Origin of the sequence: Streptomyces sp. NPDC050422, from assembly GCF_044458665.1 — a bacterium.
Lineage (GTDB): Bacteria > Actinomycetota > Actinomycetes > Streptomycetales > Streptomycetaceae > Streptomyces.
Window position 1 is genome coordinate 225468 of the sequence record NZ_JBITIE010000006.1, and the last position, 25394, is coordinate 250861.

Sequence of the window (25394 nt, forward strand, 5' to 3'; positions counted from 1 at the left end):
GTCAGGGATTCTCGGCGCCGCCTCGTGCGGCAAAATTCCGGGCCCGGACCCGATCCGTACGAACCCCCTCTGACCTGTATGTTTGCCAGATCAGTGCGGGGGTGTTATTTCTCCCGCCGCACGTTCCACGGGAACTCCACGGGCCTGGCGGTGCCGCCGTGCCTCCGCCGCGCCGGACATCGATAGGCTGGGCGCGGACCGATGCAAGGAGGATCTAGGACGATGGCAGGCAACACGGAGCCGTTGTCGCCGCGGGCCAAGCTGGCCGTGACGGCGGGCAAGGCCGCTGCGGCGGTGTCGCGAGCGGCCGGGCGGGGCAGCGGATCGGTGATCGGCGGCCGGGTGGCGCTCAAGCTCGACCCCGACCTGCTCGGGCGGCTGGCGCAGCACCTGGACGTGATCCTCGTGTCGGCGACGAACGGCAAGACGACCACGACCCGGCTGATCGCCGAGGCACTGCGGGCCGCGGGCCCGGTCGTGTCGAACGCGCTCGGCGCCAACATGCCCGCGGGCATCACCTCGGCCCTGGCCGGCGGATCGGACGCGCAGTACGGCGTGATCGAGGTCGACGAGAAGTACCTCGCGGGGGTCGCCCGCGACACGACGCCGAAGGTGATCGCGCTCCTCAACCTCTCGCGTGACCAGCTGGACCGCGCCGCGGAGACCCGGATGCTGGCCGAGAAGTGGCGGGAGGGGCTGTCCGGCTCGAAGGCCGTGATCGTCGCCAACGCCGACGATCCGCTGATCGTCTGGGCCGCCTCCTCCTCCCCCAACGTGGTGTGGGTCGCGGCCGGCCAGGCGTGGAAGGACGACGCCTGGTCCTGCCCGTCCTGCGGCGGTGTGATGCAGCGCCCCGGTGACGACTGGTTCTGCGGGGAGTGCGGCTTCCGCCGCCCGCCGCCCAGCTGGGTCCTGCACGGGGACTACGTGCTCGACCCGCACGGATCGGCGTGGCCGATCCACCTCCAGCTGCCCGGTCGCGCCAACAAGGCCAACGCCACCAGCTCGGCCGCCGTGGCCGCCGTCTTCGGGGTGCCGCCGCAGGTCGCCCTGGAGCGGATGTACCAGGTGCAGGCCGTGGCGGGCCGCTACGACGTGGTCACCTTCCTCGGCCGCGAGCTCCGGCTCCTGCTGGCGAAGAACCCGGCAGGCTGGCTGGAGACGTTCTCCCTGATCGACCCGCCGCCCACCCCGGTGATCCTGTCCGTCAACGCACGCGGCGCGGACGGCACGGACACCTCGTGGCTGTGGGACGTGGACTACACCCAGCTCGCGGGCCACCCGATCTTCGTGCTCGGCGACCGGAAGCTGGACCTCGCGGTCCGGCTCGAAGTGGCCGGTCTCGACTTCCGGGTCTGCGAGAACCTCGACGAGGCCGTCCAGCAGGCACCGCCCGGACGCATCGAGGTCATCGCCAACTACACCGCCTTCCAGGATCTGCGCCGTCGTGTCGGCAACTGACCCCGGCCCCGGGCCCCTCAGGAGAGGACGAAGCATGAGCAACAACAGCCTGCGGCTGGTGTGGGTCTACCCCGACCTGCTGAGCACCTACGGCGACCAGGGCAACGCCCTCGTGGTGGAGCGCCGGGCCCGTCAGCGCGGTCTCGACGTGTCGCGCGTCGACGTGCGCAGCGACCAGCCGGTCCCCACGTCCGGGGACATCTATCTGATCGGCGGCGGTGAGGACCGGCCGCAGCGGCTCGCGGCGGAGCGGCTGCGCCGCGACGGCGGCCTCAGCCGGGCCGCGTCCAACGGCGCGATCATCTTCTCGGTCTGCGCCGGGTACCAGATCCTCGGCCACGAGTTCGTCAACGACCTCGGTGAGCGCGAGCAGGGTCTCGGGCTGCTCGACGTGGTCTCCACCCGGGGCGAGGGGGCCCGGTGCGTCGGCGACGTGCTCGGGGACATCGACCCGCGCCTCGGGCTGCCGCCGCTGACCGGTTTCGAGAACCACCAGGGCGTCACCCATCTCGGGCCGACGGCACGCCCGTTCGCCCGGGTGCGGTTCGGGGGCGGCAACGGCACGGGTGACGGGACTGAGGGCGCGTACAACGACACCGTCTTCGGCACGTACATGCACGGGCCCGTGATGGCCCGCAACCCGCTGATCGCGGATCTGCTGCTGAAGCTGGCCCTCGATGTGAACGCACTGCCGCCCACCGACGACCGCTGGTACGAGGCGCTGCGCGCCGAGCGGATCGCGGCCGCGACACAGCCCGCCTGATGAGGCGTAATTCGCTCAGCTGAGCGGAGTCCAGCAGGCGGACGCCCGGTTCGGTCCCGCCACCCTGCGCCGGTAGGGTGGCGGGGATCCAACCGGACGACGTGGTCCGGTCGTCGGCCCACGTTGCAAAGGTTCCCCGGGCAATGCGAATTGGTGTGCTCACCTCCGGCGGCGACTGCCCCGGCCTCAATGCCGTCATCCGTTCCGTCGTCCACCGCGCTGTGGTCGACCACGGCGACGAGGTCATCGGCTTCCACGACGGGTGGCGGGGCCTCCTCGAGTGCGACTACCGCAAGCTCGACCTCGACGCGGTCGGCGGCATCCTCGCCCGCGGCGGCACGATCCTCGGCTCCTCCCGGGTCCAGCCCGCGCATCTGCGCGGCGGCGTCGAGCAGGCCAGGGGCCACGTCGCGGACCTCGGCCTCGACGCGATCATCCCGATCGGCGGCGAGGGCACGCTGAAGGCGGCCAACCTGCTGTCCGAGGCGGGGCTGCCGATCGTCGGCGTACCGAAGACGATCGACAACGACATCGCGTCCACCGACGTGACCTTCGGTTTCGACACCGCTGTGGGTGTGGCCACCGAGGCCCTCGACCGGCTGAAGACCACCGCCGAGTCGCACCAGCGCGTCATGATCGTCGAGGTCATGGGACGCCACACCGGGTGGATCGCCCTGCACTCCGGCATGGCGGCCGGCGCGCACGCCATCGTCGTTCCGGAGCGCCCCTTCGACATCGACGAGCTGACCGAACTGGTCGGCCGGCGCTTCTCGGCCGGCAAGAAGTTCGCGATCGTCGTGGTCGCCGAGGGCGCGAAGCCGCGCGAGGGCTCCATGGAGTTCGCGTCGGGCGTCAAGGACGTCTACGGGCACGAGCGCTTCACCGGTGTGGCGACACAGCTGTCCATCGAGCTGGAGCAGCGCCTGGGCAAGGAGGCGCGCCCGGTGATCCTCGGCCACGTACAGCGCGGCGGCACGCCGACCGCGTACGACCGTGTCCTCGCGACCCGCTTCGGCTGGCATGCGGTGGAGGCGGCGCACCGCGGCGAGTTCGGCATGATGACGGCCCTGCGCGGCACGGACATCACGATGGTGCCCCTCGCGGACGCGGTGGAGACCCTGAAGACGGTCCCGGCCGAGCGGTACTCCGAAGCCGAGTGCGTGCTCTGAGACACACCACGACCCGAGACCGCCCCCGGCCGCAGCTGCGGCCGGGGGCGGTTCTACTCTGGTCGGGACAACCGGCACGAAACGGGGACGTCCCGGCGTTCCCATCGGGAGTGAACAGATGGATCACAGCGGGCACGGCATGAACATGGATCTGCCGCCGTTCACGCTGGGACGCGGGCTCCAGTTCTCCGCGGACCCGTTCTTCCTGATCGGCTGCGTCCTCGCAGTGGTCCTGTACGGATACGCGGTGCTGCGGCTGCGCAGACGCGGGGACAGCTGGCCGGTCGGCCGGATCGTCTTCTTCGTCGTCGGAGTGCTGACCATCGCGCTGGTCATGTGCACCGGGCTCAACGACTACGGCATGGTCATGTTCAGCGTGCACATGGTGCAGCACATGGTGATCAGCATGCTGTCGCCGATCCTGCTGCTGCTCGGTGCGCCGGTGACCCTCGCGCTGCGTGCCCTGCCGGTCGCGGCACGTGGCACCAAGGGGCCGCGCGAGCTGCTCCTGATGCTGCTGCACAGCCGCTACATGAAGATCGTCACGCATCCCGTGTTCACCATCCCGCTCTTCATCGCCAGCCTGTACGCCCTGTACTTCACTCCTCTCTTCGACTTCCTGATGGGTTCGACGGCCGGGCACCTCGCGATGATGGTGCACTTCCTGGCGGTGGGCCTGGTCTTCTTCTGGCCGATCATGGGCGTGGATCCAGGGCCGCACCGCCCTGGCTATGTGATGCGGATGCTGGAGCTGTTCGCCGGAATGCCGTTCCACGCCTTCTTCGGCATCGCGCTGATGATGGCGAGCCAGCCGATGGTGAAGGTCTACGAGAACCCTCCGGCCTCGCTCGGCATCGACGCCCTGTCCGACCAGAACGCGGCGGGCGGCATCGCCTGGGCGTTCAGTGAGATCCCGTCGGTGCTGGTCCTGGTGGCCCTGGTGTTCCAGTGGTACCGCTCGGAACAGCGGATCGCGAAGCGCTCGGACCGGGCCGCGGACCGGGACGGCGACCAGGAGCTCCTGGCGTACAACGCCTATCTCGCGTCCTTGCAGGCGCGCGGACAGTAGCGGTGGAGGGGCCTTCGGAGAGACGATGGCATCCACGGCCGCGCGGCCGATGAGGTCCTGTCCGGGGTTCCCCGTCGTCCGCGCGGAGCGCAGACGGGGAACCCCGGACAGGACCTCAAGGAGGGTGCGCGCATGTCCGGATCCACGAAGGCAATGGGAGTGCTCACCGTAGGTGCCCTGGTGGCAGTCACCGCGTACACGGTGGCGCTGGGGAGCAACGGCTGGCTCTGGTTCGGCTGGGTGGTGCTGGGGCTGGTCACGATGGGAATGGTCGCCACCCGCGAGACCTGAGCCGGACGGAGCAGGCCCGCACCGTCCCGTACGCCCGGACGGTGCGGGCCTGCGGCTCCCCCCGAGCGCCTACCCGGGGCCGGGCCGGTCCGCCTCTACTGTTCGGGCCACGGTGCCGCCGACACGGTGGCCGGACCCGAGGAGTTCGTGATGGGGAACCGCGCAGGAGCGGCCGCGGCCGCGACGGTGTGCCTGCTGGCCGCCGTACTCGGCGGATGTTCGGACGGCGGCGGGAGCAGCGGCTCGGCCTCGGCCACGCCGTCCGCGACCGGCACGTCGGCGTCCGGGACCGTTGCGTCCGCGTCGAGCCCCCTGGGCACGATCCTGGTCGACGGTGAGGGCCGGACCCTCTATCTCTGGGAGGCGGACACCACCTCCCGGCCGACCTGCGACGGTGACTGCGCGAAGTCCTGGCCACCCGTGACGATCACCGGCAAGCCGGTCGCGGGCACGGGCGCGAAGGCCGGCCTGCTGGGCACCACGACGCGCGACGACGGCCGCAAGGAGATCACCTACAACGGTCACCCGCTGTACCGCTATGCGGGCGACACGAACGCCGGCGACACCAACGGCCAGGGGGCGAACGCTTTCGGTGCGGCCTGGTACGTGCTCGACACCGCCGGGAACAAGATCACGAAGGCCGCACCCTCCCCCTCGGCCTCGGCCTCGAACAACGGGGGGTACTGACCCGTGCTCGCACTGCTCCCCGCCCGGGCACGCATCGCCGTGGTGGTCTCGATGGCCTGTGCCGCAGCCCTGACAGGCTGTTCCGGCGGCGGTGGCGGCTCCTCGTCCTCTGCCTCCCCCACCCCTTCCAAAGCCTCGCCGTCGGCGGGCGGCGCCCTGATCACGATCAAGGACTTCGCCTTCCATCCGGCCGACCCTGACCGTCGCCCCGGGTACGAAGGTCACCGTGACCAACAAGGACGCCGCAACCCACACGGTGACGGCCACCGGCAAGAATGCCTTCGACACCGGCGAGGTGAAGTCGGGGCAAACGGTCACCTTCGACGCTCCGGCGGGGCCGGGCTCGTATCCGTACATCTGCACCATCCATCCGACGATGAACGGCACGCTCATGGTGCGCTGAGGCGGGTCGGCGCGGCGTTCCGCAGACCGGTTCGCCCGGCCGGAACACCGCCCGGCCTACACCATCGCGTATGCCGGGCAGGGCGCCCCGGTGCCCCGTCCGCTCCGCGCGCGGCGGAGCTCGTTCGTCACTCTCCGCCCAAGATCTGTACACGGTTCCACTACCCGCGCCGCCGACCGGCGGCCGGCGGGAGCCCTTCCCGTCGGGCCGGGGCCTTCGACCCTCGCGTGAATGTGCAGCGGCTTTCCCGTCGACGCGCAGGCGGCGTCCGGCGTTGGCGACGCCCTGCGGGGAGGCGTCGCACTAGAACGCAGCCCTCCCGGCCCATCACGCACCGTGCCCGCCCACACGAGCACCCGCCGCGTCCTCCACAGCCGCTCGCACGCAATCGCGAACACGCCTCACCCGCCGCGCCCGCGCCGTCACCCCTGCGCCGGACGCAGTGTTCACGCACCGGCGGGAACACGTCCGCCGACGGGTGCGCGCGGCAGCCGGCGGGGCGGTCAACTCCTACGCCCCCGGCGCCCGTTCGACGTGTGGACGAGTTAACGCGCTCGTAAGGCAGTTGTGATTTAAGTCTTGACAGGTGCCTATCACCACGCCACCTTGGGAGCGCTCCCACAATCAAGACTTGCACACTCCACTCCCCTCCCTTCTCCCCCAACACCGGGCGTCGAAAAGGGCGTTGCGGGGCGCAGCCGCGCTCCCCGTAACGCTCCACGCTGCCCGGCCGAGGAAGGCGTTTGTCATGAGCTTGGTGAAGCGCTGTAGACACAGCCGCGCCGGAGGGCTCCCGACCCTCCTGGTCGGAGCCCTGGCCCTCGCCACCACCCTGACGGGTGGGCCGGCGACCGCGGCCCAGCAGGGCACATTGCATGAACTCGCCGCCGCCCAGGGCAAGTACTTCGGCTCCGCCACCGACAACCCCGAACTGCCCGATGCCGCCTACGCGGCCACCCTGGGCTCCGAGTTCGGGCAGATCACCCCCGGCAACTCCATGAAGTGGGACACCACCGAGCCGGTGCAGGGCCGGTTCGACTTCGCCAAGGGCGATGTGATCACCGACTTCGCGCAGCGGCACGACCAGACCGTACGCGGCCACACCCTCGTCTGGCACAGCCAACTGCCCGCCTGGGTCGGCGCACTCCCCTCGGACCGGGTCGAGGCAGCGATGACGAACCACGTCACCGAGGAAGCGACGCACTACCGCGGCACGGTCGCCGCCTGGGACGTGGTGAACGAGCCGTTCAACGAGGACGGGACCTTCCGCACCAGTCCCTTCTACACCGCCATGGGCAGCGACTACATCGCCACCGCCCTGCGCGCCGCGCATGCCGCGGACCCGGACGCCAAGCTGTACGTCAACGACTACAACATCGAGGGGCTCGGCGCGAAGAGCGACGCCATGTACGCCTTGGCGCGCGAGCTGCTGGACGAGGGCGTGCCGCTCGACGGCGTCGGCATGCAGGCGCACCTGGCCGTCCAGTACGGCTTCCCGTACGAGATGCGGGCGAACATGCAGCGGTTCGCCGACCTCGGTCTCGACGTGGCCGTCACCGAACTCGACGTACGGATGCAGCTGCCGGCCGACGCCGCCAAGACCGCCACGCAGGGCTCGTACTACCGGCAGGTGACCGAAGCCTGTCTGGCGGTCGAGCGCTGCGTCGGCATCACCGCCTGGGACTACACGGACAAGTACTCCTGGGTCCCGAGCACGTTCCCGGGCGAGGGCGCGGCCAATCTGTACGACGAGAACCTGCTGCCGAAGCCCGCGTACTCCGCCGTACGCACCGCACTGGGCGGCGACCCCGGAGGCGGCGAGGGCGGCGACCCCGGCGCGCTCAAGGCGCAGTACCGCAGCAGCGACTCCTCCACGGGCGACAACCAGATCAAGCCCGGTCTCCAACTCGTGAACACCGGTGGCACGTCGGTCAGCCTCTCGGACGTGACGGTCCGCTACTGGTTCACTTCCGACAACGGGGCCTCCACGTACAGCACTTGGTGCGACTGGTCCCCGATCGACTGCTCCACCGTGACCCACCGGGTCGCCGCGGTGAGCTCCCCGGAGGCAGACGCCGACCACTACCTGGAAGTGGGCTTCGGCAGCGGCAGTCTGGCGCCGGGCGCCACCACCGGAGAGATCCAGCTGCGCCTGAACAAGACGGACTGGTCGAACTTCGACGAGTCCGACGACTACAGCCACGGCGCCGGTGCCTCGTACGCGGACGCCGAGAGGATCGCCGTGTATGTCGACGGCGAGCTCGTCTGGGGAATCGAGCCCTGACCGCCGGCCACACCGGCCCGCACCGCCTTCCGCTCCCCCGCCGCACCTCCCCGCTCACTCCCCGCGCTTCCCCGCCGCACCTCCCCGCTTACTCCCCGCGCGTTCCCGTTCCCTCTCCGCTCCTTCTCCGCCGCATCTCCCGTCCCTCTTTTCGTCCCCTCCCTCCCCAACGACACCCGCCAATGGAGGATTTGTGTCGATATCACGGAGAACATTCAGCAGTGCCCTGGGCGGCAGCCTGCTGGCCATGGGCCTGGTACAGGGCACCGCCGTCGCCGAGCCCGCGTCCCCGGAGGCCGGCACGGGCTCCCGTGCGTCCGCAGCCGACGACCCGTACACCCAGGCCTTCCTCACCCAGTACGGCAAGATCAAGGCGGCCGCCAACGGCTACTTCAGCCCGGACGGCCTGCCGTACCACTCAGTCGAGACCCTGATGGTCGAGGCGCCCGACCACGGCCACCAGACCACGTCGGAGGCCGTCAGCTTCTGGATGTGGCTGGAGGCCGCGTACGGACGGGTGACCGGTGACTGGGCGCCCTTCAACGAGGCCTGGGCGGTGGCCGAGAAAACGATCATCCCCCAGCACGCCGACCAGTCGACCGCGGACTCCTACAACCCGTCGGCCCCCGCGACCTACGCCCCGGAGCACCCGCTGCCCAGCGGCTACCCCTCGGCCCTGGACGCCACGGTCAAGGTGGGCACGGACCCGCTCGCCACCGAACTCGCCTCGTCCTACGGGACGATGGACGTCTACGGCATGCACTGGCTGATGGACCTGGACAACGTCTACGGGTACGGCAACAAGCCGGGCACCGGCGGCGAGTCCGGTCCGGGCGCCGGGGCCTCCTACATCAACACCTACCAGCGCGGTGCGCAGGAGTCGGTGTGGGAGACCGTTCCGCAGCCCACCACCGACCTCTTCGAGTACGGCGGTCCCAACGGATATCTGGACCTCTTCGTCGGTGACGCGAGCTACGCCAAGCAGTGGAAGTACACCAACGCGCCGGACGCCGACGCCCGCGCGGTGCAGGCCGCCTACTGGGCGTTCCGCTGGGCCTCGGCCCAGGGCAAGGCGAGCGAGGTCACCGCCTCGGTCGCGAAGGCCGCAAAAATGGGCGACTACCTCCGCTACGCCATGTTCGACAAGTACTTCAAGCGAGTCGGCGACTGCACCGACCCCGCCTCCTGCCCGGCCGCGACGGGCCGGGACTCCCAGCACTACCTGCTGTCCTGGTACTACGCCTGGGGCGGTGCGGCGGCCGGCAGTGGCGGCGGCTGGGCCTGGCGCATCGGTGACGGCGCCTCCCACCAGGGCTACCAGAATCCGCTGGCGGCCTGGGCACTGTCCAACGTGCCGTCGCTGACCCCCAAGTCGGCGACAGCCAGGGGCGACTGGTCCAAGAGCCTGACCCGCCAGCTGGAGTTCCTGACCTGGCTGCAGTCGAGCGAGGGCGCCTTCGCGGGTGGCTGCACGAACAGCTGGGAGGGCAGTTACAGCGAGCCGCCGGCCGGCACACCCACCTTCTACGGCATGGCCTACGACTGGCAGCCGGTCTACCACGACCCGCCGAGCAACAACTGGTTCGGCTTCCAGGCCTGGGGCATGGAGCGTCTCGCCGCGTACTACCACGAGACGGGCAACGCGACCGCCGAGGCGGTGCTGTCCAAGTGGGTCGCCTGGGCCTCGTCCGAGACGACGGTGGGCGCCGACGGCAGCTTCCGTTTCCCCTCCACGCTCAACTGGACGGGGCAGCCCGACACCTGGAACGCGGCGTCCCCCGGGACCAACGCGGGTCTGCACGTGACGGTCGTGGACTATGCCAACGACGTCGGTGTGGGTGCTGCGTACGTCAAGACGCTCACGTACTACGCCGCCAAGTCGGGTGACGAGGAAGCCGCGGCACTGGCCAAGGCGCTGCTGGACGCGATGGCGCTGAACGCCACGGACAAGGGCATCTCGGTCCCGGAGACGAGGAAGGACTACAACCGCTTCAACGACGAGGTGTACATCCCGGCCGGGTGGTCGGGCACGATGCCCAACGGCGACACTATCGAGCCGGGTTCGACGTTCATCGACATCCGCAGCTGGTACAAGGACGACCCGGACTGGCCGAAGGTGCAGGCCTACCTCGACGGCGGCGCGGCCCCCACGTTCACGTACCACCGCTTCTGGGCGCAGGCGGCCCTCGCACTGGCCTTCGCGATCTACGCGGAGCTGCTGGTGGACGGTGGCGGCGAGCCCGGCGGGGACACCGAGCCGCCGACGGCTCCGGCCGGCCTCACCGTGACGGCGACGACCAGCAACAGCGTGTCGCTCTCCTGGTCGGCCTCCACCGACAACGTCGCCGTGACCGGCTACGACGTGTACCGCAACGGGGTGCTGGCGGGGACCGCCACCACCCGGACGTTCACCGACCCGGATCTCGCCGCGGCGACCGAGTACAGCTACGCGGTCGCGGCACGGGACGCGGGCGGCAACACCTCGGCGCTGTCGGCCGCGGTCACCGCCACCACGAAGACCGGGGGCTCGACCGGCACCGGCGCGGTGAGGGTCCAGTACAAGAACAGTGACTCGAACACCGGCGACAACCAGATCAGGCTGGGCCTGCAGGTGCTGAACACGGGCAGCGCCCCGATCGATCTGTCGACGGTGAAGCTGCGCTACTGGTTCACCGCAGACGGCGGCCCGAGCACCTTCGGCACGTACTGCGACTACGCCGCGCTCGGCTCGTCCACCATCACCCACTCGGTGGTCGCCGTCTCCAGCCCGAAGACGGGCGCCGACCGCTATCTGGAGGTCGGCTTCACCGGCGGTGCCGGCACGCTGGCCGCAGGTGCGTCGACGGGTGAGCTCCAGCTGCGGCTCAACAAGAGCGACTGGTCCAACTTCAACGAGAGCAACGACTACAGCAGGGCCACCAACACCGCGTACGCCGACTCCTCCAAGGTCGGCGCCTACGTCGCCGGCGCCCTCGCCTGGGGGGTCGAGCCGTGACCCGCCCGAAGTTCCCGGCACTGGCCGGGGTCGCTGCGGCGCTGGTGCTCGCCGCCGCGTCGATGCTCACCGGAGCTCCGGCCGCCTCGGCCGCGCCGGTCACCGACTGCACCCCGTGGGGCACCACCGAACTACAGGGCGGGGAGTACCTCTACCAGCAGAACGAGTGGAACTCCGAGACCGAACAGTGCGTCAGCGTCGACCCCGACACGGGCGCGTGGAGCGTCACCAGGTCCTCGTTCTCCCTCCCGACGAACGGTGCTCCGGCGACGTACCCCTCCAGTTACAAGGGATGTCACTGGGGGGCGTGCACGACGGACAGCGGGTTGCCACTGCGCGTCGACGAGCTGGGCAGCGTACGTACCGACTGGTCGACCACCCAGGTCGACTCCGGGGCGTACAACGTGTCGATGGACATCTGGTTCAACTCGGCGCCGGTCACCGACGACCAGCCGGACGGCACCGAGGTCATGATCTGGATGAACCACCGCGGCGGGGTCCAGCCGATCGGGTCCCGCACCGCGACGGTGCAGCTCGACGGCCGGAACTGGGACGTCTGGACCGGTTCCGGCGCCTCCGGCTGGAAGGTGATCTCGTACGTCCTGCAGGGCGGCGCCACCGAACTCGCCGACTTCGATGTACTGGAGCTGATCGACGACGGCGTCGGACGCGGATCGATCAACCCGGCGCACTACCTGATCGACGCCGAGGCGGGGTTCGAGATCTGGCAGGGCGGTCAGGGCCTCGGGATGAACGAGTTCGCTTTCGAGGCGAGAACGGAGTCCGGTGGCGGCGGGGACACCCAGGCGCCGACGGTGCCGGCCGGTGTGGCCGTGACCGGCACGACCGCCGGCTCGGTCTCCCTGTCCTGGACCCCGGCGACGGACGACACCGGTGTCAGCGGGTACGACGTCTACCGCGACGGGGTCAAGGCGGGTTCCAGCACGTCCCCCTCGTTCACCGACACCGGACTCGCCGCTTCGTCCTCGCACAGCTACACCGTGCGGGCCAGGGACGCGGCCGGGAACACCTCCGCGGCCTCCACTGCGGTCAGCGCGACCACCGCGGCAGGAGGTGGCGGGAGCACCGGTGCGCTCAAGGTGCAGTACAAGAACAACGACGCATCGCCCGGCGACAACCAGATCAGGCCCGGCCTCCAGCTGGTCAACACCGGCACCGCGGCGGTGGACCTGAGCAAGGTCACCCTGCGCTACTGGTTCAGCGGTGAGTCGGGCTCCGCCTCGTACGGCACCTCGTGCGACTACGCGGTGACCGGCTGCGGCGCGGTCACCCACCGCGTGGTGCCGGCCGGTTCCGCGGGCCCGGGCGCGGACCACTACCTGGAGGTCGGCTTCACCGGCGGCAGCCTGGCCCCCGGCGCCTCCACCGGGGAGATGCAGCTCCGGTTCAACAAGGCCGACTGGTCCGCCTTCAACGAGACCGACGACTACAGCAGGGCCGCCAACACGGCCTTCGCCGACGCCTCGAAGGTCGGGGTGTACGTCAACGGCGCCCTGGCCGCGGGCACCGCCCCGTGACCGGCCGCTGAACGGCCGGCCGCCCCACCGCTCCCGATGGCGGGCTGTCGAATCGCCCCGCTGTGCCCGCCATCGGGGAACCACCACCGTCCTCACCGACGCACCACGGGTCACCGTCTCCGCCGACGGTGTCCCGGAGCAACACCCCCACAACCCGTCTGCGGGGAGCTTCCGCAGGCGTACGAGAGGAGCACGGAGCCGCAATGAGTAGCAGAGGCACGATCATGCACGGGCTGCGCCGGAGGCTGGCCGCAGTCTCCGCCCTGGCCATGGGCACAGCGCTGATGGTGGCGATCCCCACCCCCGCGTCGGCAGCCGCGCGGGTCGACAACCCCTATGTGGGCGCCACGGCATACGTGAACCCGGACTGGTCCGCCAAGGCGGCGGCCGAACCGGGTGGCGCCGCCATCGCCGACACGCCGGCCTTCGTCTGGATGGACCGCATCGCGGCCATCGAGGGCTCGGCTTCCGCGAAGAGTCTGCGCGAGCACCTGGACACCGCGCTGGACCAGGGGGCGAACCTGTTCCAGGTCGTCATCTACGACCTGCCGGGGCGCGACTGCGCGGCGCTGGCATCGAACGGTGAGCTCGGCCCCACGGAGCTGGACCGGTACAAGAACGAGTACATCGACCCGATCTCCGACATCCTCGCCGACCCTGCTTACGCGAGCCTGCGGATCGTCACCATCATCGAGCCCGACTCGCTGCCCAACATCGTCACCAACGCGGGCGGCACCGCCGGTTCCACCGATGCCTGCGCGACGATGAAGGCGAACGGCAACTACGAGAAGGGTGTCGGCTACGCCCTGCACACCCTCGGCGCCATTCCCAACGTCTACAACTACATCGACGCCGCCCACCACGGCTGGCTGGGCTGGGACAGCAACATGGGCCCGGCCGCCACGGAGTTCAAGAAGGCCGCCACGTCCGAAGGCGCCACGGTCGACGACGTGGCCGGGTTCATCGTGAACACGGCCAACTACTCGGCCCTCAAGGAGCCGAACTTCAAGATCACCGACTCGGTGAACGGCACCACGGTGCGCCAGTCGAAGTGGGTCGACTGGAACTACTACACCGATGAACTGACGTTCGCCCAGGCACTGCGCACGCTGCTGGTGTCCGAGGGCTTCAACTCCAACATCGGCATGCTGATCGACACCGCCCGCAACGGCTGGGGCGGCTCCGCGCGCCCGACCTCCGCGGGCCCGACGACCAGTGTGGACGCTTACGTCAACGGCGGCCGGGTCGACCGGCGCATCCACGCCGGCAACTGGTGCAACCAGAGCGGCGCCGGAATCGGCGAGCGTCCCACGGCTGCCCCCGAGGCCGGCATCGACGCGTACGTGTGGGCCAAGCCCCCGGGCGAGTCGGACGGCAACAGCGCCCCCATCGACAACGATGAGGGCAAGGGCTTCGACCGGATGTGCGACCCGACGTACGAGGGCAACGGCCGCAACGGCAACAGCATGACCGGCGCCCTGGCGAACTCCCCGCTCGCGGGTCACTGGTTCTCCGCTCAGTTCCAGGAGCTCGTGAAGAACGCCTACCCGCCGATCGACGGCAGTGGCAACCCGGGTGGAGGCGACGACACCCAGGCGCCGACGGCGCCGGCCGGTGTGACCGTGACGGCGAAGACCAGTGGCAGCGTCTCGCTGTCCTGGACGGCGTCGACCGATGACACCGGCGTGACCGGCTACGACGTGTTCCGCGGCGGTGTGAAGGTGGGCTCCTCCACCACCACCTCGTACACGGACTCGGGTCTGGCGGCGTCGACCGCGTACAGCTACACGGTCAAGGCCAAGGACGCGGCCGGCAACGTCTCGGCCGCCTCCGCCGCACTGTCCGCCACCACGTCCGCCGGCGGCGGCACCGGAACGGGTGCGCTCAAGGTCCAGTACAAGAACACGGACTCCTCCGCGACCGACAACCAGATCCGGATGGGTCTGCAGCTGGTCAACACCGGCACCACCGCGGTGGACCTGTCCACGGTGAAGGTGCGCTACTGGTTCACCCCGGAGGCCGGGGCCTCCACCTTCGGCACGTCGTGCGACTGGGCGGTCATCGGCTGCGGAACCCTGACGCACGGTGTGAAGACCGCCGGTTCGGCGGCCGGTGCCAGCCACTACCTGGAGGTCGGCTTCGGCAGCGGCACCCTGGCGGCGGGCGCGTCCACGGGTGAGATGCAGCTGCGGCTGAACAAGAGCGACTGGTCCAACTTCAACGAGGCGGACGACTACAGCCGTTCGACCGTGACGAGTTACACGGACGCGGCGAAGATCGGTGTGTACGTCACCGGCGCGCTCGCCTGGGGCACCGCACCCTGATCCCGCTCTCCGGTCCCCGACCCCGTCCTGACATGGTGACGGGGGCCGGGCCCCGGGGCTCCCCACGGACCCGCCCCCTGCCGGAAAGCCGGCAGGGGGCGGTGTCATGTGCGGGGCTTTCAGAGCGCGGCGGGGATGGTGATGCCCGCCTCGGCTGCGGCCGCGGTCAGCTACTGCCAGACCTTGGGGGCCACCGCGATTCCGTTCTCACCGCGGAGGGCGGCCGTGGCGGCGCTGCGTTCGCCGGGGTAGTACACCCCGTCCGCGCCGTCCGCCGGGGGCAGTTGCTTGAGCGTGCCCAGGGTGGCGTCCACGGACGCCACGAAGGCCTCGGGGTCACCGAAGGCCGCCGGGTCGATCGCGACCAGGAGCGCGTTCTGCCGGTGCTTGCGGCCCTGGGCGTCGTCCGAGTGGAAGGCGGAGAAGATCGGCGCACCGACGAGCACGCTGGTGATCAGCTCGAAGGCCAGCGACATGCCGGAGCCCTTGGCGCCGCCGAGGGGCAGCGGCATGCCGGCCTCGGCCGGGTCGGTGGTCGGGCGGCCGTCGGCGGTGGCCGCGGCCCCTTCGGGCAGGGGCGTATTACTTGCCTTCGCCTGGCGGATCTTCCCGAGGGCGATGGTGGCGGTGGCCATGTCGAGGAACAGCGGGGCGCGGTCCGCGGCCGGTACGGCGATGGCGAGGGGGCTGGTGGCGACGGCGGCACCCTTGACCCCGGTGTAGCCCATGTTGGGCATCCCGGAGACGAAGCCGATGCCGACCAGGCCCTGTTCGGCGATCTTCGACACGTAGTAGCCGATGGCTCCGGTCCGCCGCGCTGCCGGGCACCGCCGAGGTCGTGGCCACCCGGCCCGGCATGTTCGACCCGGTGCGGGCCGGGGAGGTCGGGGCGGACATGATCCGGGAACACCCGGGCCTCGACTACGCCTTCGTCGCCAACGAGGCGATGGCCTTCGCCGTGCGCGGGTCCTTCGACGCGGCCGGGGCGAAGGGGGTGAGGATCGTGACGGTCAACGGCACCGACAAGAGCCTGGCCGCCATCAGGAGCGGCCGGCCGTCCGCCACGGTCACGAACTCCCCTCAGGTGAACGGGACCATGGCCGTCAGGAACGTGCTGGCCCTGCTCGCCGGGAAGAAGGCGGACCGGATCGACTCCGTCCCCCTGGTCCTCGTCACGAAGAACAACCTGGACCAGGCACCGCAGTACTGTCCCTGAGCCGCGACGGGTCCGGAGAGGGCGCGTCCGGCCCCGTAACATCCGGGATCCGGGCTCGCACCGATGCGTACGACATCACGCCGCCCCGCTCGCAGACGGGGACAGCCCTTAGGCTGTGCTCATTGAGGCATCCGCCGCCCTGGGAGAACGTAGCCCCGGAGCCGATCCGGCAGAGCTTGGAGCCGCCCGTGTTCTATTACGTGCTCAAGTACGTCGTCCTGGGGCCGCTGCTGCGGTTGTTCTTCCGTCCCGTCATCAAGGGGATGGAGCACATTCCGGCGGACGGCGCCGCGATCATCGCCGGCAACCATCTGTCCTTCTCCGACCACTTCCTGATGCCGGCGATCATCAAGCGGCGGATCACCTTCCTCGCGAAGGCCGAGTACTTCACCGGCCCGGGCGTGAAGGGCCGGCTGACCGCGGCGTTCTTCCACAGCATCGGCCAGATCCCGGTGGACAGGTCGGGCAAGGACGCGGGGCAGGCCGCGATCCGCGAGGGGCTCGGGGTGCTGGGCAGGGGTGAGCTGCTCGGCATCTACCCGGAGGGCACCCGTTCGCACGACGGCCGGCTCTACAAGGGCAAGGTCGGTGTGGCGGTGATGGCCATCCGGGGACAGGTCCCCGTGGTGCCGTGCGCCATGGTGGGCACGTTCGAGATCCAGCCGCCCGGCAAGGTCCTCCCGCGCATCAAGCAGGTCACCATCCGCTTCGGCGAACCGCTGGACTTCTCCCGCTACGCCGGCCTGGAGAACGAGAAGGCGGCGATCCGGGCGGTCACCGACGAGATCATGTACGCGATCCTCGGACTCTCCGGTCAGGAGTACGTCGACGAGTACGCGGCCAAGGTGAAGGCGGCCGAACAGGCCGACGGTGCGGGGAAGTTCCCGAAACGGCAACGCTGAGGGCGGATTCGCGATCGGTGAACCCGGCTGGTCAGCGCGGTGCGCAGGCCCTAGCGTCCGATGCATGAGCAAGGGACACGCATGGGTGCTGGGAGCGACGGGCCAGATCGGGCGGGCCGCGGTGGGCTCGCTCGTCGAGGACGGCTGGGAGGTCACCGCGGCCTCGCGCGGCGGCGGTGGTGACGGGAGCTGGGACGCCGGCGTCCGGACGGTGGCACTGGACCGCGACGAGGACGGCGCGCTCGCGGCAGCGCTCGGCGACGGCTGCGACGTGCTGGTGGACATGGTGGCGTACGGGGAGCAGCACGCCCGGCAGCTGACCGCGCTGGCGGACCGGATCGGCTCGGCGGTGGTGGTCTCCAGCGGCGCGGTGTACGAGGACGAGAGCGGCCGCAGTTTCGATACGCAGGGCGATCCGGACGGAGCCCCCCGCTACCCGGTGCCGATCCCGGAGTCGCAGGCCACGGTCGCCCCGGGCGGGGCCACGTACGCGACGCGGAAGATCCGGCTGGAACGTGACCTGCTGGCGGCGGGTGACGCGCTGCCGGTCACGCTGCTGCGGGCGGGCGCGGTCCACGGCCCGCACTGCCGCTCACCGCGGGAGCTCTACTTCGTGAAGCGCGCCCTGGACGGCCGCACGCGGCGGGTATTGGCGTACAGGGGGACCTCGCGCTTCCATCCGGTCCACAGCTCCAATGTGGCCGAGCTGATCCGCCTCTCCGCTCTGCGGCCGGGTTCGCGGGTGCTCAACGCCGCCGATCCGCAGGCACCGACCGTCGCGGAGATCGGCGAGGCGGTCGACGCGGTGCTGGGCCGGAGCGCGCGGACCGTACTGATGCCGGGGGCCGCCACACCGGAGGGCGTGGGCGACACGCCCTGGAGCACTCCGCATCCCGTCGTGTACGACATGAGCGCCGCGGAGCGGGAGCTCGGGTACCGGGCGGTGACGGGCTACGCCGATTCGCTGCCGGAGACGGTCGAGTGGATCGCCGGGCAGTTGACGGACCGCGACTGGACGGACGCCTATCCGGCGATGGTGCGCGCCTACGGCACCGGGCTCTTCGACTACGCGGCGGAGGACGCCTGGCTGGAGCGGTACGACCGGGAGGCGTGAGCCGGTCGTGGAGACGGAAGCGGGCCGCCGGTGTCGTACCGGCGGCCCGTTCCGTCACTCGGGGTGTTACGGCTTCGGCGTGGCGTGCGGGGTGCACGTCACGTCGCGCCGGTCGGTCTTCCCCGTGAGCAGGTAGGTGTCCACCCGCTCGTTGACGCAGGGGTTGACCAGGCCGGTGACGCCGTGCGAACCGGCGCCCTCCTCGGTGATGAGGCGCGAGCCCTCGAAGCGCTTGTGCAGCTCGACGGCGCCCTCGTACGGAGTGGCGGCGTCACGCGTGGACTGAACGATCAGCACCGGCGGCAGACCCTTGCCTGTGCGGACGTTCAGCGGGGTCTGCTGCTTGGCCTGCCAGGTCGCACACGGCAGGTTCATCCAGGCGTTGGCCCAGGTCATGAACGGGTAGTCCTTGTGCAGCCGGGTGTTGTCCCGGTCCCACGTCCGCCAGTTGGTGGGCCACTTGGCGTCCGCGCATTCGACCGCGGTGTATACGGCGTTGCTGTTCTCGGACCGGATGTTGCCCGCCGTGTCCGACAGGTCGGGCGCGGCCGCGTCGATCAGTGCCTGGGTGTCACCGGCCCGGTAGGCGCTCCAGGTCCTGGCGGTGGGTGCCCAGGCGGAGTCGTAGTACGGCGCGCTCTGGAAGAAGCCGATGAGCTCGGCGGGGCCCAGGACTCCACCGATCGGGCTCTTCTTCGCGGCTGCGCGCAGCTTCAGCCACTCCTGTTCGACCTTCTGCGGCGTGTCGCCGATGTGGAAGACGGCGTCGTTGGCGGCGACCCAGTCCTTCCAGTCGCCCCACCGCTTCTGGAAGGCGATGTCCTGATTGAGGTTCGCCCGGTACCAGATGTTGTCCTTGGCCGGGTTGACGACGCTGTCGACGACCATGCGGCGGACATGGGACGGGAAGAGGGTGCCGTAGACCGCGCCCAGGTAGGTGCCGTAGGAGACGCCCAGGTAGTTGAGCTTCTCCTCACCCAGCGCGGCCCGGATGACGTCCAGGTCGCGTGCTGTGTTGGGGGTGGTCATGTGCGGCAGCATCTCGCCGCTGCGTTCGGCGCAGCCGTCCGCGTACTCGGCTGCGAGCTTGCGCTGGGCGCGCTTGTCGGCCTCGGAGTCGGGCACCGGGTCGGCCTTGGGGGCCTTGACGAACTCCTGCGGGTCGATGCAGGAGATCGGCGCCGAGTGGCCGACGCCGCGGGGGTCGAAGCCGACGAAGTCGTAGGCCTTCGCCGTGTTCACCCAGAGCGGGCTCTTCGTGGCGATGCGTTTGGGGAACGCCATGCCCGAGCCGCCGGGACCACCGGGGTTGTAGATCAGGGCGCCCTGGCGTTCGCTGCTGGTTCCGGTGCTGACGTGCCGGTCGACGGCTATCTTGATCTGCTTGCCGTCGGGCCGTGCGTAGTCGAGCGGGACGGTGACCCATCCGCACTGGATCGGTGCGGCAATGGCCCAGTCGGCCGGACAGTCCGCCCAGTCGATGCCTGCCCTGGCCGCGCGTGCCGCGGCCTGTTGGACGCCGCGTGCCTCGGAGCCGTTGTGGTGGCGGCCGTCGGCGGTGGCAGCCGGTGCGGCTATCGCGCCCGCTATGAGCGTGCCCGCGATCAGAGCACCGGCCGAGCCGAACGCTGCTGTGCGTCTCAAGTGGAACCTCCCCCATGGTGAAGCGCCTTCGGGTGCGGCGCAGTTCAGTAGGAACCTCCCGCGGATCCTGTCTCCTGTGAGCCGCCTGAGAACAGATCGCACACGCACTTCTTTACCGAATCGATAACCGGACACCGGCGTCCTAAAGGCGGTGTTCAGCCCCGCTCGCGCGGGCCGCCAGTTCGTCCGCCGCCCGGTCCAGCACGGTGCGCAGCTCTCTCGCGTCGGCGGCGAGCACGGTCACCAGGGCAGCGGGGCCCGCGAGCCGGGTGAGCACGGCGGTGGCCCCCAGCAACCGGGGGTCCGGGCCCTTGTCGTCGAAGGCCGGGTCCACGAGGAGCAGTTGTCCGATGGCCCGGTGGCCGCCGAGCACGGCCGGGCCGTCCCAGCCGCCGGGCGCACCCGGTCCATACGCCGTCTGCTGATCGAGGAGGGGGCGTCCGGCACGGCGGACGGTGAGCCTGCTCAGCAGCGTTCCGGTGCTCTCGCCGTGCCGGCCCAGGATCTGTTCCTCGCGCAGCATCAGCCGTGCGGTGGGGGCGAGTTCGGCCACGGTGGTCATGTGGAGGTCGCTGCCGTGCGCCGAGATGAGCTGTTCCGGGAGCCAGTTGAGCTCGGCGTCCTCCTCCAGCTGAAGCGTGATGTCGTAGCGGGCCGGCGGCGCTTCGGGCCCGGCGCCGGGCAGGGCGACCGTGGCCGCCGCCGAGTCGACGGTGAGCAGGGCGCTCCGCCCGGCGCGCGCCTCGATGGCCAGCCGGTCGCCGCCGAGGGGGGCGCTCATCGCGCCCACGACGGTGACGCGCGCGGCCCCGGGAAGAGCGGCTCTCGTCCGGCGCAGGGCGAGCGGTCCGTCGCTCTCCAGGACGGGGAGCGTGGTGACGCCGCGCCCGTCGCGTACGGCGGTGATGCGGGCGGTGGCGCGGACGCTCACGCGGTCCAGGAGGCGAGCTGCCCCCGCACCCAGTCCGCGACCGGCCCGACGCCTTCGCCCGAGGTGAGGGAGGTGAAGGCGACGGGCAGTTCGCCGCGCTGCTGTGCGGCGTCGCGGGCCATCCGGCCGAGATCGGAGCCGACGTACGGCGCCAGGTCGGTCTTGTTGATCACCAGCAGGTCGGACGTGGTGACGCCCGGGCCGCCCTTGCGGGGGATGTCGTCGCCGCCCGCGACGTCGATGATGAAGATCTGGGCGTCCACGAGTCCCTTGGAGAAGGTGGCCGTGAGGTTGTCACCGCCGGATTCCACGAAGATGAGGTCGAGCGGTCCCACGGAGTCCTCCAGGTCCTCGACCGCTTCGAGGTTGGCGGATATGTCGTCGCGGATGGCGGTGTGCGGGCAGGCGCCGGTCTCGACGGCCTGGATCCGCTCGGGCGGCAGCACCGCGTTGCGCAGCAGGAAGGCCGCGTCCTCACGGGTGTAGATGTCATTGGTGACGACGGCCAGGGACAACTGATCGCGCAGGGCACGGCAGAGCGCGGCCACGGTCGCTGTCTTCCCGGACCCGACCGGTCCGCCTAGGCCGATGCGCAGGGCCCGCCGGGTGCCGTCCGGGCGTGCGGCGTCGGCGCCGAGGGCGGCCGGGCCGGAGTGGGAGTGGTCGAGGTGCATGCTGCGGCTCCTGTGCTGTTCGGGCGGCGCGCGGTTCGGCGCGCCGGGGTCATGAGGCGAAGAGCCGCACCGGTCGGGCGGCATGGGCCTCGGCGGCGATGTCGAGCAACGGGGCCGAACCGGCGGGCAGTTCATCGATGGGTCCACGAGCGGCAGCGGCGGCCTGTTCGGCAACGCGGTCGAGCTCGGGGGCGAGCCCGGCCAGGACCGCGGTGGCGTCGAAGGGGTTGAGGGAGAGCAGCCGCACGACGGCGGTGGCCGGTCCGCCGACCGTCTCGTACGCGGCGCAGTGTGCGGCGTCCTCGGGTCCGAGCCCCGCCGCGCGCGCGGTCAGGCCGAGCACGACCGGCTGGTGGCCGCCCCGCGGCCGGGCCAGGGCGAACGCGTCGAGCTCCTCGCTCGGCCAGGTCGCACGGGCGGCCCTCATCAGCTGCCGGCCGAGCTTGCGGGCGACCGCGCGCAGGGCGGGTGAAGGCGTACGGGCGTCGGCGGCCTCGTCCAGGGCCAGCGGGTCGTGCCCGTGGGCGGCCGCCGCGGCGAGCGCCGCGGCGGTGAGCCCGGTCGTGTGCAGACGGCCCCGGCAGAAGGCGGCGAGGTCGTCGGCGGTGCGGATGCGTCCGGCCACGACGGCGGCTTCGGCTCCCCCGGAGTGGGCGTGGCCGCCGGCGGGGAAACGGCCGTCGGCCAGGACGAGCAGGGCGGCACGGCTCATCCGTGGTCCGTTCTCAGAAGAGGAAATAACGCTGGGCCATGGGGAGTTCGGCGGCGGGGGCCGGTTCGACCGGTTCGCCGTCGATCGTCACGGCGAAGCTGTCGGGGTCGACATCGACCCTGGGCAGCGCGTCGTTCTCCCGCATGTCGGCCTTGGTGACGCCACGGGTACTGGCGATCGGCACGAACCGCTTGCCGAGCCCGAGCCGCTCCTGCAGCCCGTCCTCGATCGCCGCACCCGACACGAAGTTGAACGAGTTGGCGGCCGGGGCCCGGCCGACGGCACCGAACATCGGTCGCGGCAGGACGGGTTGCGGAGTGGGAATGGAGGCGTTGGCGTCGCCCATCTGCGCGTACGCGATCTGGCCGCCCTTGATGACGAGCTGGGGCTTGACCCCGAAGAAGGCGGGTTCCCACAGGACCAAGTCGGCGAGTTTTCCGGTTTCCACGGAGCCGATCTCCCGGTCGAGGCCCTGGGCCACCGCCGGGTTGATGGTGTATTTGGCGACATAGCGACGGACCCGGTGGTTGTCGGCTCGCCCGTCGCCGGGCAGCGCGCCCCGCCGCTTCTTCATCACATGGGCGGTCTGCCAGGTGCGCAGGACGACCTCGCCGATGCGTCCCATGGCCTGCGAGTCGGAGGAGATGATCGAGATGGCACCGAGGTCGTGCAGGATGTCCTCGGCCGCGATCGTCGAGGGCCGGATGCGTGACTCTGCGAACGCGAGATCCTCCGGCACGGCAGGGTTCAGGTGGTGGCAGACCATCAGCATGTCGAGGTGTTCCTCGATGGTGTTGACGGTGTGCGGCCGGGTCGGATTGGTGGAGCTGGGCAGGACGTACGGCTCCGACACGACGCCGATGATGTCGGGGGCGTGCCCGCCGCCCGCACCTTCGGTGTGGTACGCGTGGATCGTGCGCCCGGCGATGGCGGCCAGGGTGTCGGCGACGAATCCGGCCTCGTTGAGGGTGTCGGTGTGGATGGCGAGCTGGGCCCCGGTCTCCTCGCAGACGCCGAGGCAGGCGTCGATGACGGCGGGTGTCGCACCCCAGTCCTCGTGGATCTTGAACCCGAGTGCTCCTGCGCGCAGTTGGGAGTGGAGTGCGTCCCGGGACATCGTGTTGCCCTTGCCGAGCAGCCCGATGTTGACTGGGTACACCTCCAGCGCCTCGAACATCCGGGCCAGGTGCCAGGGGCCCGGGGTGATGGTGGTGGCCTTGGTCCCTTCCGCCGGGCCGGTCCCACCGCCCACCAGGGTGGTGATGCCGCTGGAGAGCGCCTGGTCGACGAGGGTCGGCGCGATGAAGTGCACGTGCGCGTCGATGGCGCCCGCGGTCAGGAACTTTCCGTTCCCCGCGATGATTTCGGTCTCGGGGCCGATCACCAGGTCCGGATGGACGCCGTCCATCGTGTCCGGGTTTCCGGCTTTGCCGATCCCGGTGATCCGGCCGTCACGGATGCCGATGTCCGCCTTGACGATGCCCCAGTGGTCGATGACGACGGCGCCGGTGATCACGGTGTCCGGAGCGCCTTCGGCGCGGGTGGTGCGCGCCTGACCCATGGACTCGCGGACCACCTTGCCGCCGCCGAACACCGCCTCGTCGCCCGCACGTCCGGGCCCGCCGCAGCGGTCCTCCTCGATCTCCACGAGCAGATCGGTGTCGGCGAGGCGGATCCGGTCGCCGGTGGTGGGGCCGAACAGGTCGGCGTACACGGCGCGGTGGAGCTCAGCCATCGAGGGGGCCTCCGGTCTCGCCGCGCAGGCCCGGGACGATCCGCCGTCCGGCCAGCGGGACGAGTTCGATGTCGACGGGGATGCCGGGCTCGAAGCGGACAGCGGTGCCGGCGGCGATGTTCAGCCGGAGTCCGCGGGCGGCCGCCCGGTCGAACGCGAGGCCGGGATTGGCCTCGGCGAAGTGGTAGTGCGACCCGACCTGGACCGGCCGGTCGGCCGCGTTGAGGACGGTGAGGCGGATGACGGGCCGGCCCACGTTGAGCGGCACGGGCCCGTCCGCGTACAGAATCTCTCCCGGAATCATCGGCGGCGCCCGTCAGACGATCGGTTCGTGGACGGTGACGAGCTTGGTGCCGTCGGGGAAGGTCGCCTCGACCTGCACGTCGTGGATCATCTCCGCTATGCCGTCCATGACGTCGTCGCGGGTGAGCACCTTGCGTCCGGACGCCATGAGTTCGGAGACCGTACGGCCGTCGCGAGCCCCCTCCAGCAGATGGGAGGTAATGAGGGCGACTGCCTCGGGGTGGTTGAGCCGTAGTCCTCTCGCGCGGCGCCTGTCGGCCACGTCCGCGGCTACATGGATGAGCAGGCGCTCCTGCTCGTGCGGGGTCAGTTGCACGCGTCCACCTCACAGTTGTCCGCCCAGTACCGGCCCTGGGCGCAGCGAGACACTAGCCGCCTTCAACAATTCGTTGAAGGCCGAACCGGTGCCGCACGGCGAGGTATTGCACGTTAGAGCCGAAGTTTTTCCGGCGCGTTAACTGACCTTTTGCAGATCCATGGACATCAGCCCGCGCAGGCCGTTCTCCAGAACCTCGGGCCCTACGTCGCCGAACATGGCGAGCTGGGTGATGAATCCCTGTGCGGTGGCGATCAGCGTGCGGACGATGTCCTCATCCGGCACCCCGGCGGCGAGCACACCGCTCGCGCGATACAGGCCGACCAGTTCCAGCCACGACACCCGCAGACCCGCGTACGCCTCATCGAGCGTGGCCGCCAGCCGCTCGCTGCGCAGCGTCTCGGACCACACCTGGACGATCAGCCCGGCATACGCCCGCCGGTCCAGCCCTCCCCTGCCGTCCGACTCGTCGCCGAACAGGGTGCGCACCACGCGGCCGATCAGCACATCGGGGGTCGGTGGCGGACCCAGCCGGGCGGCACACTCGAACGCCTGCCGGACCCCCCCGACCGCCTCGCCCGCGATGGCGGCGATCAGATCCTCCTTGCCGCTGAAGTAGCGGTAGACCGCCCCGGCCGAGAGCCCGACCTCCTTCAGCACGTCCTGCATCGAGGTGGCGTGGAAACCGTCACGGGCGAAGCACCGTGCCGCGCCGTCGAGGATCTGCCGGCGGCGGGCGTCGAGGTGTTCCTGGGATACACGGGCCATGGAGCCAATGTAAAACGAACATTCCTTCTTGACAACTGGCCCAGCCGGCAGGACAGTGACCTCGTCACGTAAAACGAACGATCATTCTCTTGGAA

The 25394-nt window shown here is 70.5% G+C and carries 22 protein-coding genes and 2 pseudogenes; 15 read left to right on the forward strand and 9 right to left on the reverse strand.

What is annotated here, in order from left to right:
* Nucleotides 1-222 precede the first annotated feature (222 nt).
* The 12 genes and pseudogenes from ACIBJG_RS10890 to ACIBJG_RS10945 all read left to right on the forward strand — a co-directional run bounded on the left by ACIBJG_RS10890 (nt 223) and on the right by ACIBJG_RS10945 (nt 14984).
* Nucleotides 223-1461 (forward strand): MurT ligase domain-containing protein, encoded by a 1239-nt coding sequence (locus ACIBJG_RS10890; protein ID WP_148015277.1) that lies wholly within the window; start codon nt 223-225, stop codon nt 1459-1461.
* 34 nt (nt 1462-1495) lie between these two features.
* Nucleotides 1496-2224, forward strand: a complete 729-nt coding sequence (locus ACIBJG_RS10895) for a type 1 glutamine amidotransferase (RefSeq protein ID WP_399306784.1) — start codon at nt 1496-1498, stop codon at nt 2222-2224.
* A gap of 143 nt (nt 2225-2367) precedes the next feature.
* The gene (locus ACIBJG_RS10900; RefSeq protein ID WP_399306787.1) at nt 2368-3393 is read left to right on the forward strand and encodes a 6-phosphofructokinase; all 1026 of its coding nucleotides are present in this window, start codon (nt 2368-2370) and stop codon (nt 3391-3393) included.
* A gap of 118 nt (nt 3394-3511) precedes the next feature.
* The gene (locus ACIBJG_RS10905) at nt 3512-4462 is read left to right on the forward strand and encodes a cytochrome c oxidase assembly protein (protein ID WP_399306790.1); all 951 of its coding nucleotides are present in this window, start codon (nt 3512-3514) and stop codon (nt 4460-4462) included.
* Nucleotides 4463-4594: 132 nt separating this feature from the next.
* A complete protein-coding gene (locus ACIBJG_RS10910) occupies nt 4595-4753 on the forward strand; it encodes a hypothetical protein (protein ID WP_399306793.1) in 159 nt (52 codons plus the stop codon).
* A 150-nt stretch (nt 4754-4903) separates the two neighbouring features.
* Nucleotides 4904-5440, forward strand: a complete 537-nt coding sequence (locus ACIBJG_RS10915) for a hypothetical protein (RefSeq protein ID WP_399306796.1) — start codon at nt 4904-4906, stop codon at nt 5438-5440.
* A gap of 196 nt (nt 5441-5636) precedes the next feature.
* Entirely contained in the window at nt 5637-5843 is a 207-nt protein-coding gene (locus tag ACIBJG_RS10920) for a cupredoxin domain-containing protein (protein WP_399307217.1), read from the forward strand.
* A gap of 748 nt (nt 5844-6591) precedes the next feature.
* Entirely contained in the window at nt 6592-8127 is a 1536-nt protein-coding gene (locus ACIBJG_RS10925) for an endo-1,4-beta-xylanase (protein ID WP_399306799.1), read from the forward strand.
* 238 nt (nt 8128-8365) lie between these two features.
* Complete coding sequence (locus tag ACIBJG_RS10930) at nt 8366-11122, forward strand: glycoside hydrolase family 48 protein (RefSeq protein ID WP_399307219.1); 2757 nt, start codon at nt 8366-8368, stop codon at nt 11120-11122.
* Nucleotides 11123-11184: 62 nt separating this feature from the next.
* Nucleotides 11185-11874: pseudogene (locus ACIBJG_RS10935) on the forward strand (hypothetical protein); the annotation flags it as partial.
* 30 nt (nt 11875-11904) lie between these two features.
* Nucleotides 11905-12660, forward strand: a pseudogene (locus tag ACIBJG_RS10940) (cellulose binding domain-containing protein); the annotation flags it as partial.
* A gap of 203 nt (nt 12661-12863) precedes the next feature.
* On the forward strand, nt 12864-14984 hold the full coding sequence (locus ACIBJG_RS10945) for a glycoside hydrolase family 6 protein (RefSeq protein ID WP_399306801.1): 2121 nt from the start codon (nt 12864-12866) through the stop codon (nt 14982-14984).
* 170 nt (nt 14985-15154) lie between these two features.
* Here the strand turns inward: ACIBJG_RS10945 and ACIBJG_RS10950 are convergent, their stop codons facing one another.
* Nucleotides 15155-15772: an Ldh family oxidoreductase gene (locus ACIBJG_RS10950; protein ID WP_399306805.1), complete on the reverse strand. Its 618-nt coding sequence runs from the start codon at nt 15770-15772 to the stop codon at nt 15155-15157.
* A 50-nt stretch (nt 15773-15822) separates the two neighbouring features.
* Here ACIBJG_RS10950 and ACIBJG_RS10955 point away from each other — a divergent pair, with 50 nt between their 5' ends.
* The 3 genes from ACIBJG_RS10955 (at nt 15823) to ACIBJG_RS10965 (ending at nt 18216) form a co-directional block, all read left to right on the forward strand.
* A complete protein-coding gene (locus ACIBJG_RS10955) occupies nt 15823-16200 on the forward strand; it encodes a substrate-binding domain-containing protein (RefSeq protein WP_399306807.1) in 378 nt (125 codons plus the stop codon).
* 188 nt (nt 16201-16388) lie between these two features.
* Nucleotides 16389-17102: a lysophospholipid acyltransferase family protein gene (locus tag ACIBJG_RS10960; protein ID WP_399306810.1), complete on the forward strand. Its 714-nt coding sequence runs from the start codon at nt 16389-16391 to the stop codon at nt 17100-17102.
* 64 nt (nt 17103-17166) lie between these two features.
* Nucleotides 17167-18216, forward strand: a complete 1050-nt coding sequence (locus tag ACIBJG_RS10965; protein WP_399306813.1) for an NAD-dependent epimerase/dehydratase family protein — start codon at nt 17167-17169, stop codon at nt 18214-18216.
* A gap of 66 nt (nt 18217-18282) precedes the next feature.
* Here the strand turns inward: ACIBJG_RS10965 and ACIBJG_RS10970 are convergent, their stop codons facing one another.
* The 8 genes from ACIBJG_RS10970 to ACIBJG_RS11005 all read right to left on the reverse strand — a co-directional run bounded on the left by ACIBJG_RS10970 (nt 18283) and on the right by ACIBJG_RS11005 (nt 25299).
* Entirely contained in the window at nt 18283-19860 is a 1578-nt protein-coding gene (locus ACIBJG_RS10970) for an alpha/beta hydrolase (RefSeq protein ID WP_399306815.1), read from the reverse strand.
* Nucleotides 19861-20002: 142 nt separating this feature from the next.
* On the reverse strand, nt 20003-20791 hold the full coding sequence (locus tag ACIBJG_RS10975) for an urease accessory protein UreD (protein ID WP_399306818.1): 789 nt from the start codon (nt 20789-20791) through the stop codon (nt 20003-20005).
* Nucleotides 20788-21465, reverse strand: a complete 678-nt coding sequence (ureG, locus tag ACIBJG_RS10980; protein ID WP_399306821.1) for an urease accessory protein UreG — start codon at nt 21463-21465, stop codon at nt 20788-20790. The genes ACIBJG_RS10975 and ureG overlap by 4 nt, the downstream gene beginning before the upstream one ends.
* A gap of 49 nt (nt 21466-21514) precedes the next feature.
* Nucleotides 21515-22177, reverse strand: a complete 663-nt coding sequence (locus tag ACIBJG_RS10985; protein WP_399306824.1) for an urease accessory protein UreF — start codon at nt 22175-22177, stop codon at nt 21515-21517.
* A 13-nt stretch (nt 22178-22190) separates the two neighbouring features.
* Nucleotides 22191-23912, reverse strand: a complete 1722-nt coding sequence (locus ACIBJG_RS10990; RefSeq protein WP_399306827.1) for an urease subunit alpha — start codon at nt 23910-23912, stop codon at nt 22191-22193.
* Nucleotides 23905-24216 (reverse strand): urease subunit beta, encoded by a 312-nt coding sequence (locus ACIBJG_RS10995; RefSeq protein WP_399306831.1) that lies wholly within the window; start codon nt 24214-24216, stop codon nt 23905-23907. The genes ACIBJG_RS10990 and ACIBJG_RS10995 overlap by 8 nt, the downstream gene beginning before the upstream one ends.
* 12 nt (nt 24217-24228) lie before the next feature.
* Nucleotides 24229-24531, reverse strand: a complete 303-nt coding sequence (locus tag ACIBJG_RS11000; RefSeq protein ID WP_399306834.1) for an urease subunit gamma — start codon at nt 24529-24531, stop codon at nt 24229-24231.
* Between the two features lie 138 nt (nt 24532-24669).
* Nucleotides 24670-25299: a TetR/AcrR family transcriptional regulator gene (locus ACIBJG_RS11005; RefSeq protein WP_399306837.1), complete on the reverse strand. Its 630-nt coding sequence runs from the start codon at nt 25297-25299 to the stop codon at nt 24670-24672.
* Between the last annotated feature and the right edge of the window lie 95 nt (nt 25300-25394).

What these genes read in the sequence shown, in the direction of transcription:
- ACIBJG_RS10890 (WP_148015277.1), top strand. Translation starts at nt 223, where the DNA reads ATGGCAGGCAACACGGAGCCGTTGTCGCCGCGGGCCAAGCTGGCCGTG.
- ACIBJG_RS10895 (WP_399306784.1), top strand. Translation starts at nt 1,496, where the DNA reads ATGAGCAACAACAGCCTGCGGCTGGTGTGGGTCTACCCCGACCTGCTG.
- ACIBJG_RS10900 (WP_399306787.1), top strand. Translation starts at nt 2,368, where the DNA reads ATGCGAATTGGTGTGCTCACCTCCGGCGGCGACTGCCCCGGCCTCAAT.
- ACIBJG_RS10905 (WP_399306790.1), top strand. Translation starts at nt 3,512, where the DNA reads ATGGATCACAGCGGGCACGGCATGAACATGGATCTGCCGCCGTTCACG.
- ACIBJG_RS10910 (WP_399306793.1), top strand. Translation starts at nt 4,595, where the DNA reads ATGTCCGGATCCACGAAGGCAATGGGAGTGCTCACCGTAGGTGCCCTG.
- ACIBJG_RS10915 (WP_399306796.1), top strand. Translation starts at nt 4,904, where the DNA reads ATGGGGAACCGCGCAGGAGCGGCCGCGGCCGCGACGGTGTGCCTGCTG.
- ACIBJG_RS10925 (WP_399306799.1), top strand. Translation starts at nt 6,592, where the DNA reads ATGAGCTTGGTGAAGCGCTGTAGACACAGCCGCGCCGGAGGGCTCCCG.
- ACIBJG_RS10945 (WP_399306801.1), top strand. Translation starts at nt 12,864, where the DNA reads ATGAGTAGCAGAGGCACGATCATGCACGGGCTGCGCCGGAGGCTGGCC.
- ACIBJG_RS10965 (WP_399306813.1), top strand. Translation starts at nt 17,167, where the DNA reads ATGAGCAAGGGACACGCATGGGTGCTGGGAGCGACGGGCCAGATCGGG.
- ureG (WP_399306821.1), bottom strand. Translation starts at nt 21,465, where the DNA reads ATGCACCTCGACCACTCCCACTCCGGCCCGGCCGCCCTCGGCGCCGAC.
- ACIBJG_RS10985 (WP_399306824.1), bottom strand. Translation starts at nt 22,177, where the DNA reads ATGAGCCGTGCCGCCCTGCTCGTCCTGGCCGACGGCCGTTTCCCCGCC.
- ACIBJG_RS10990 (WP_399306827.1), bottom strand. Translation starts at nt 23,912, where the DNA reads ATGGCTGAGCTCCACCGCGCCGTGTACGCCGACCTGTTCGGCCCCACC.
- ACIBJG_RS10995 (WP_399306831.1), bottom strand. Translation starts at nt 24,216, where the DNA reads ATGATTCCGGGAGAGATTCTGTACGCGGACGGGCCCGTGCCGCTCAAC.
- ACIBJG_RS11005 (WP_399306837.1), bottom strand. Translation starts at nt 25,299, where the DNA reads ATGGCCCGTGTATCCCAGGAACACCTCGACGCCCGCCGCCGGCAGATC.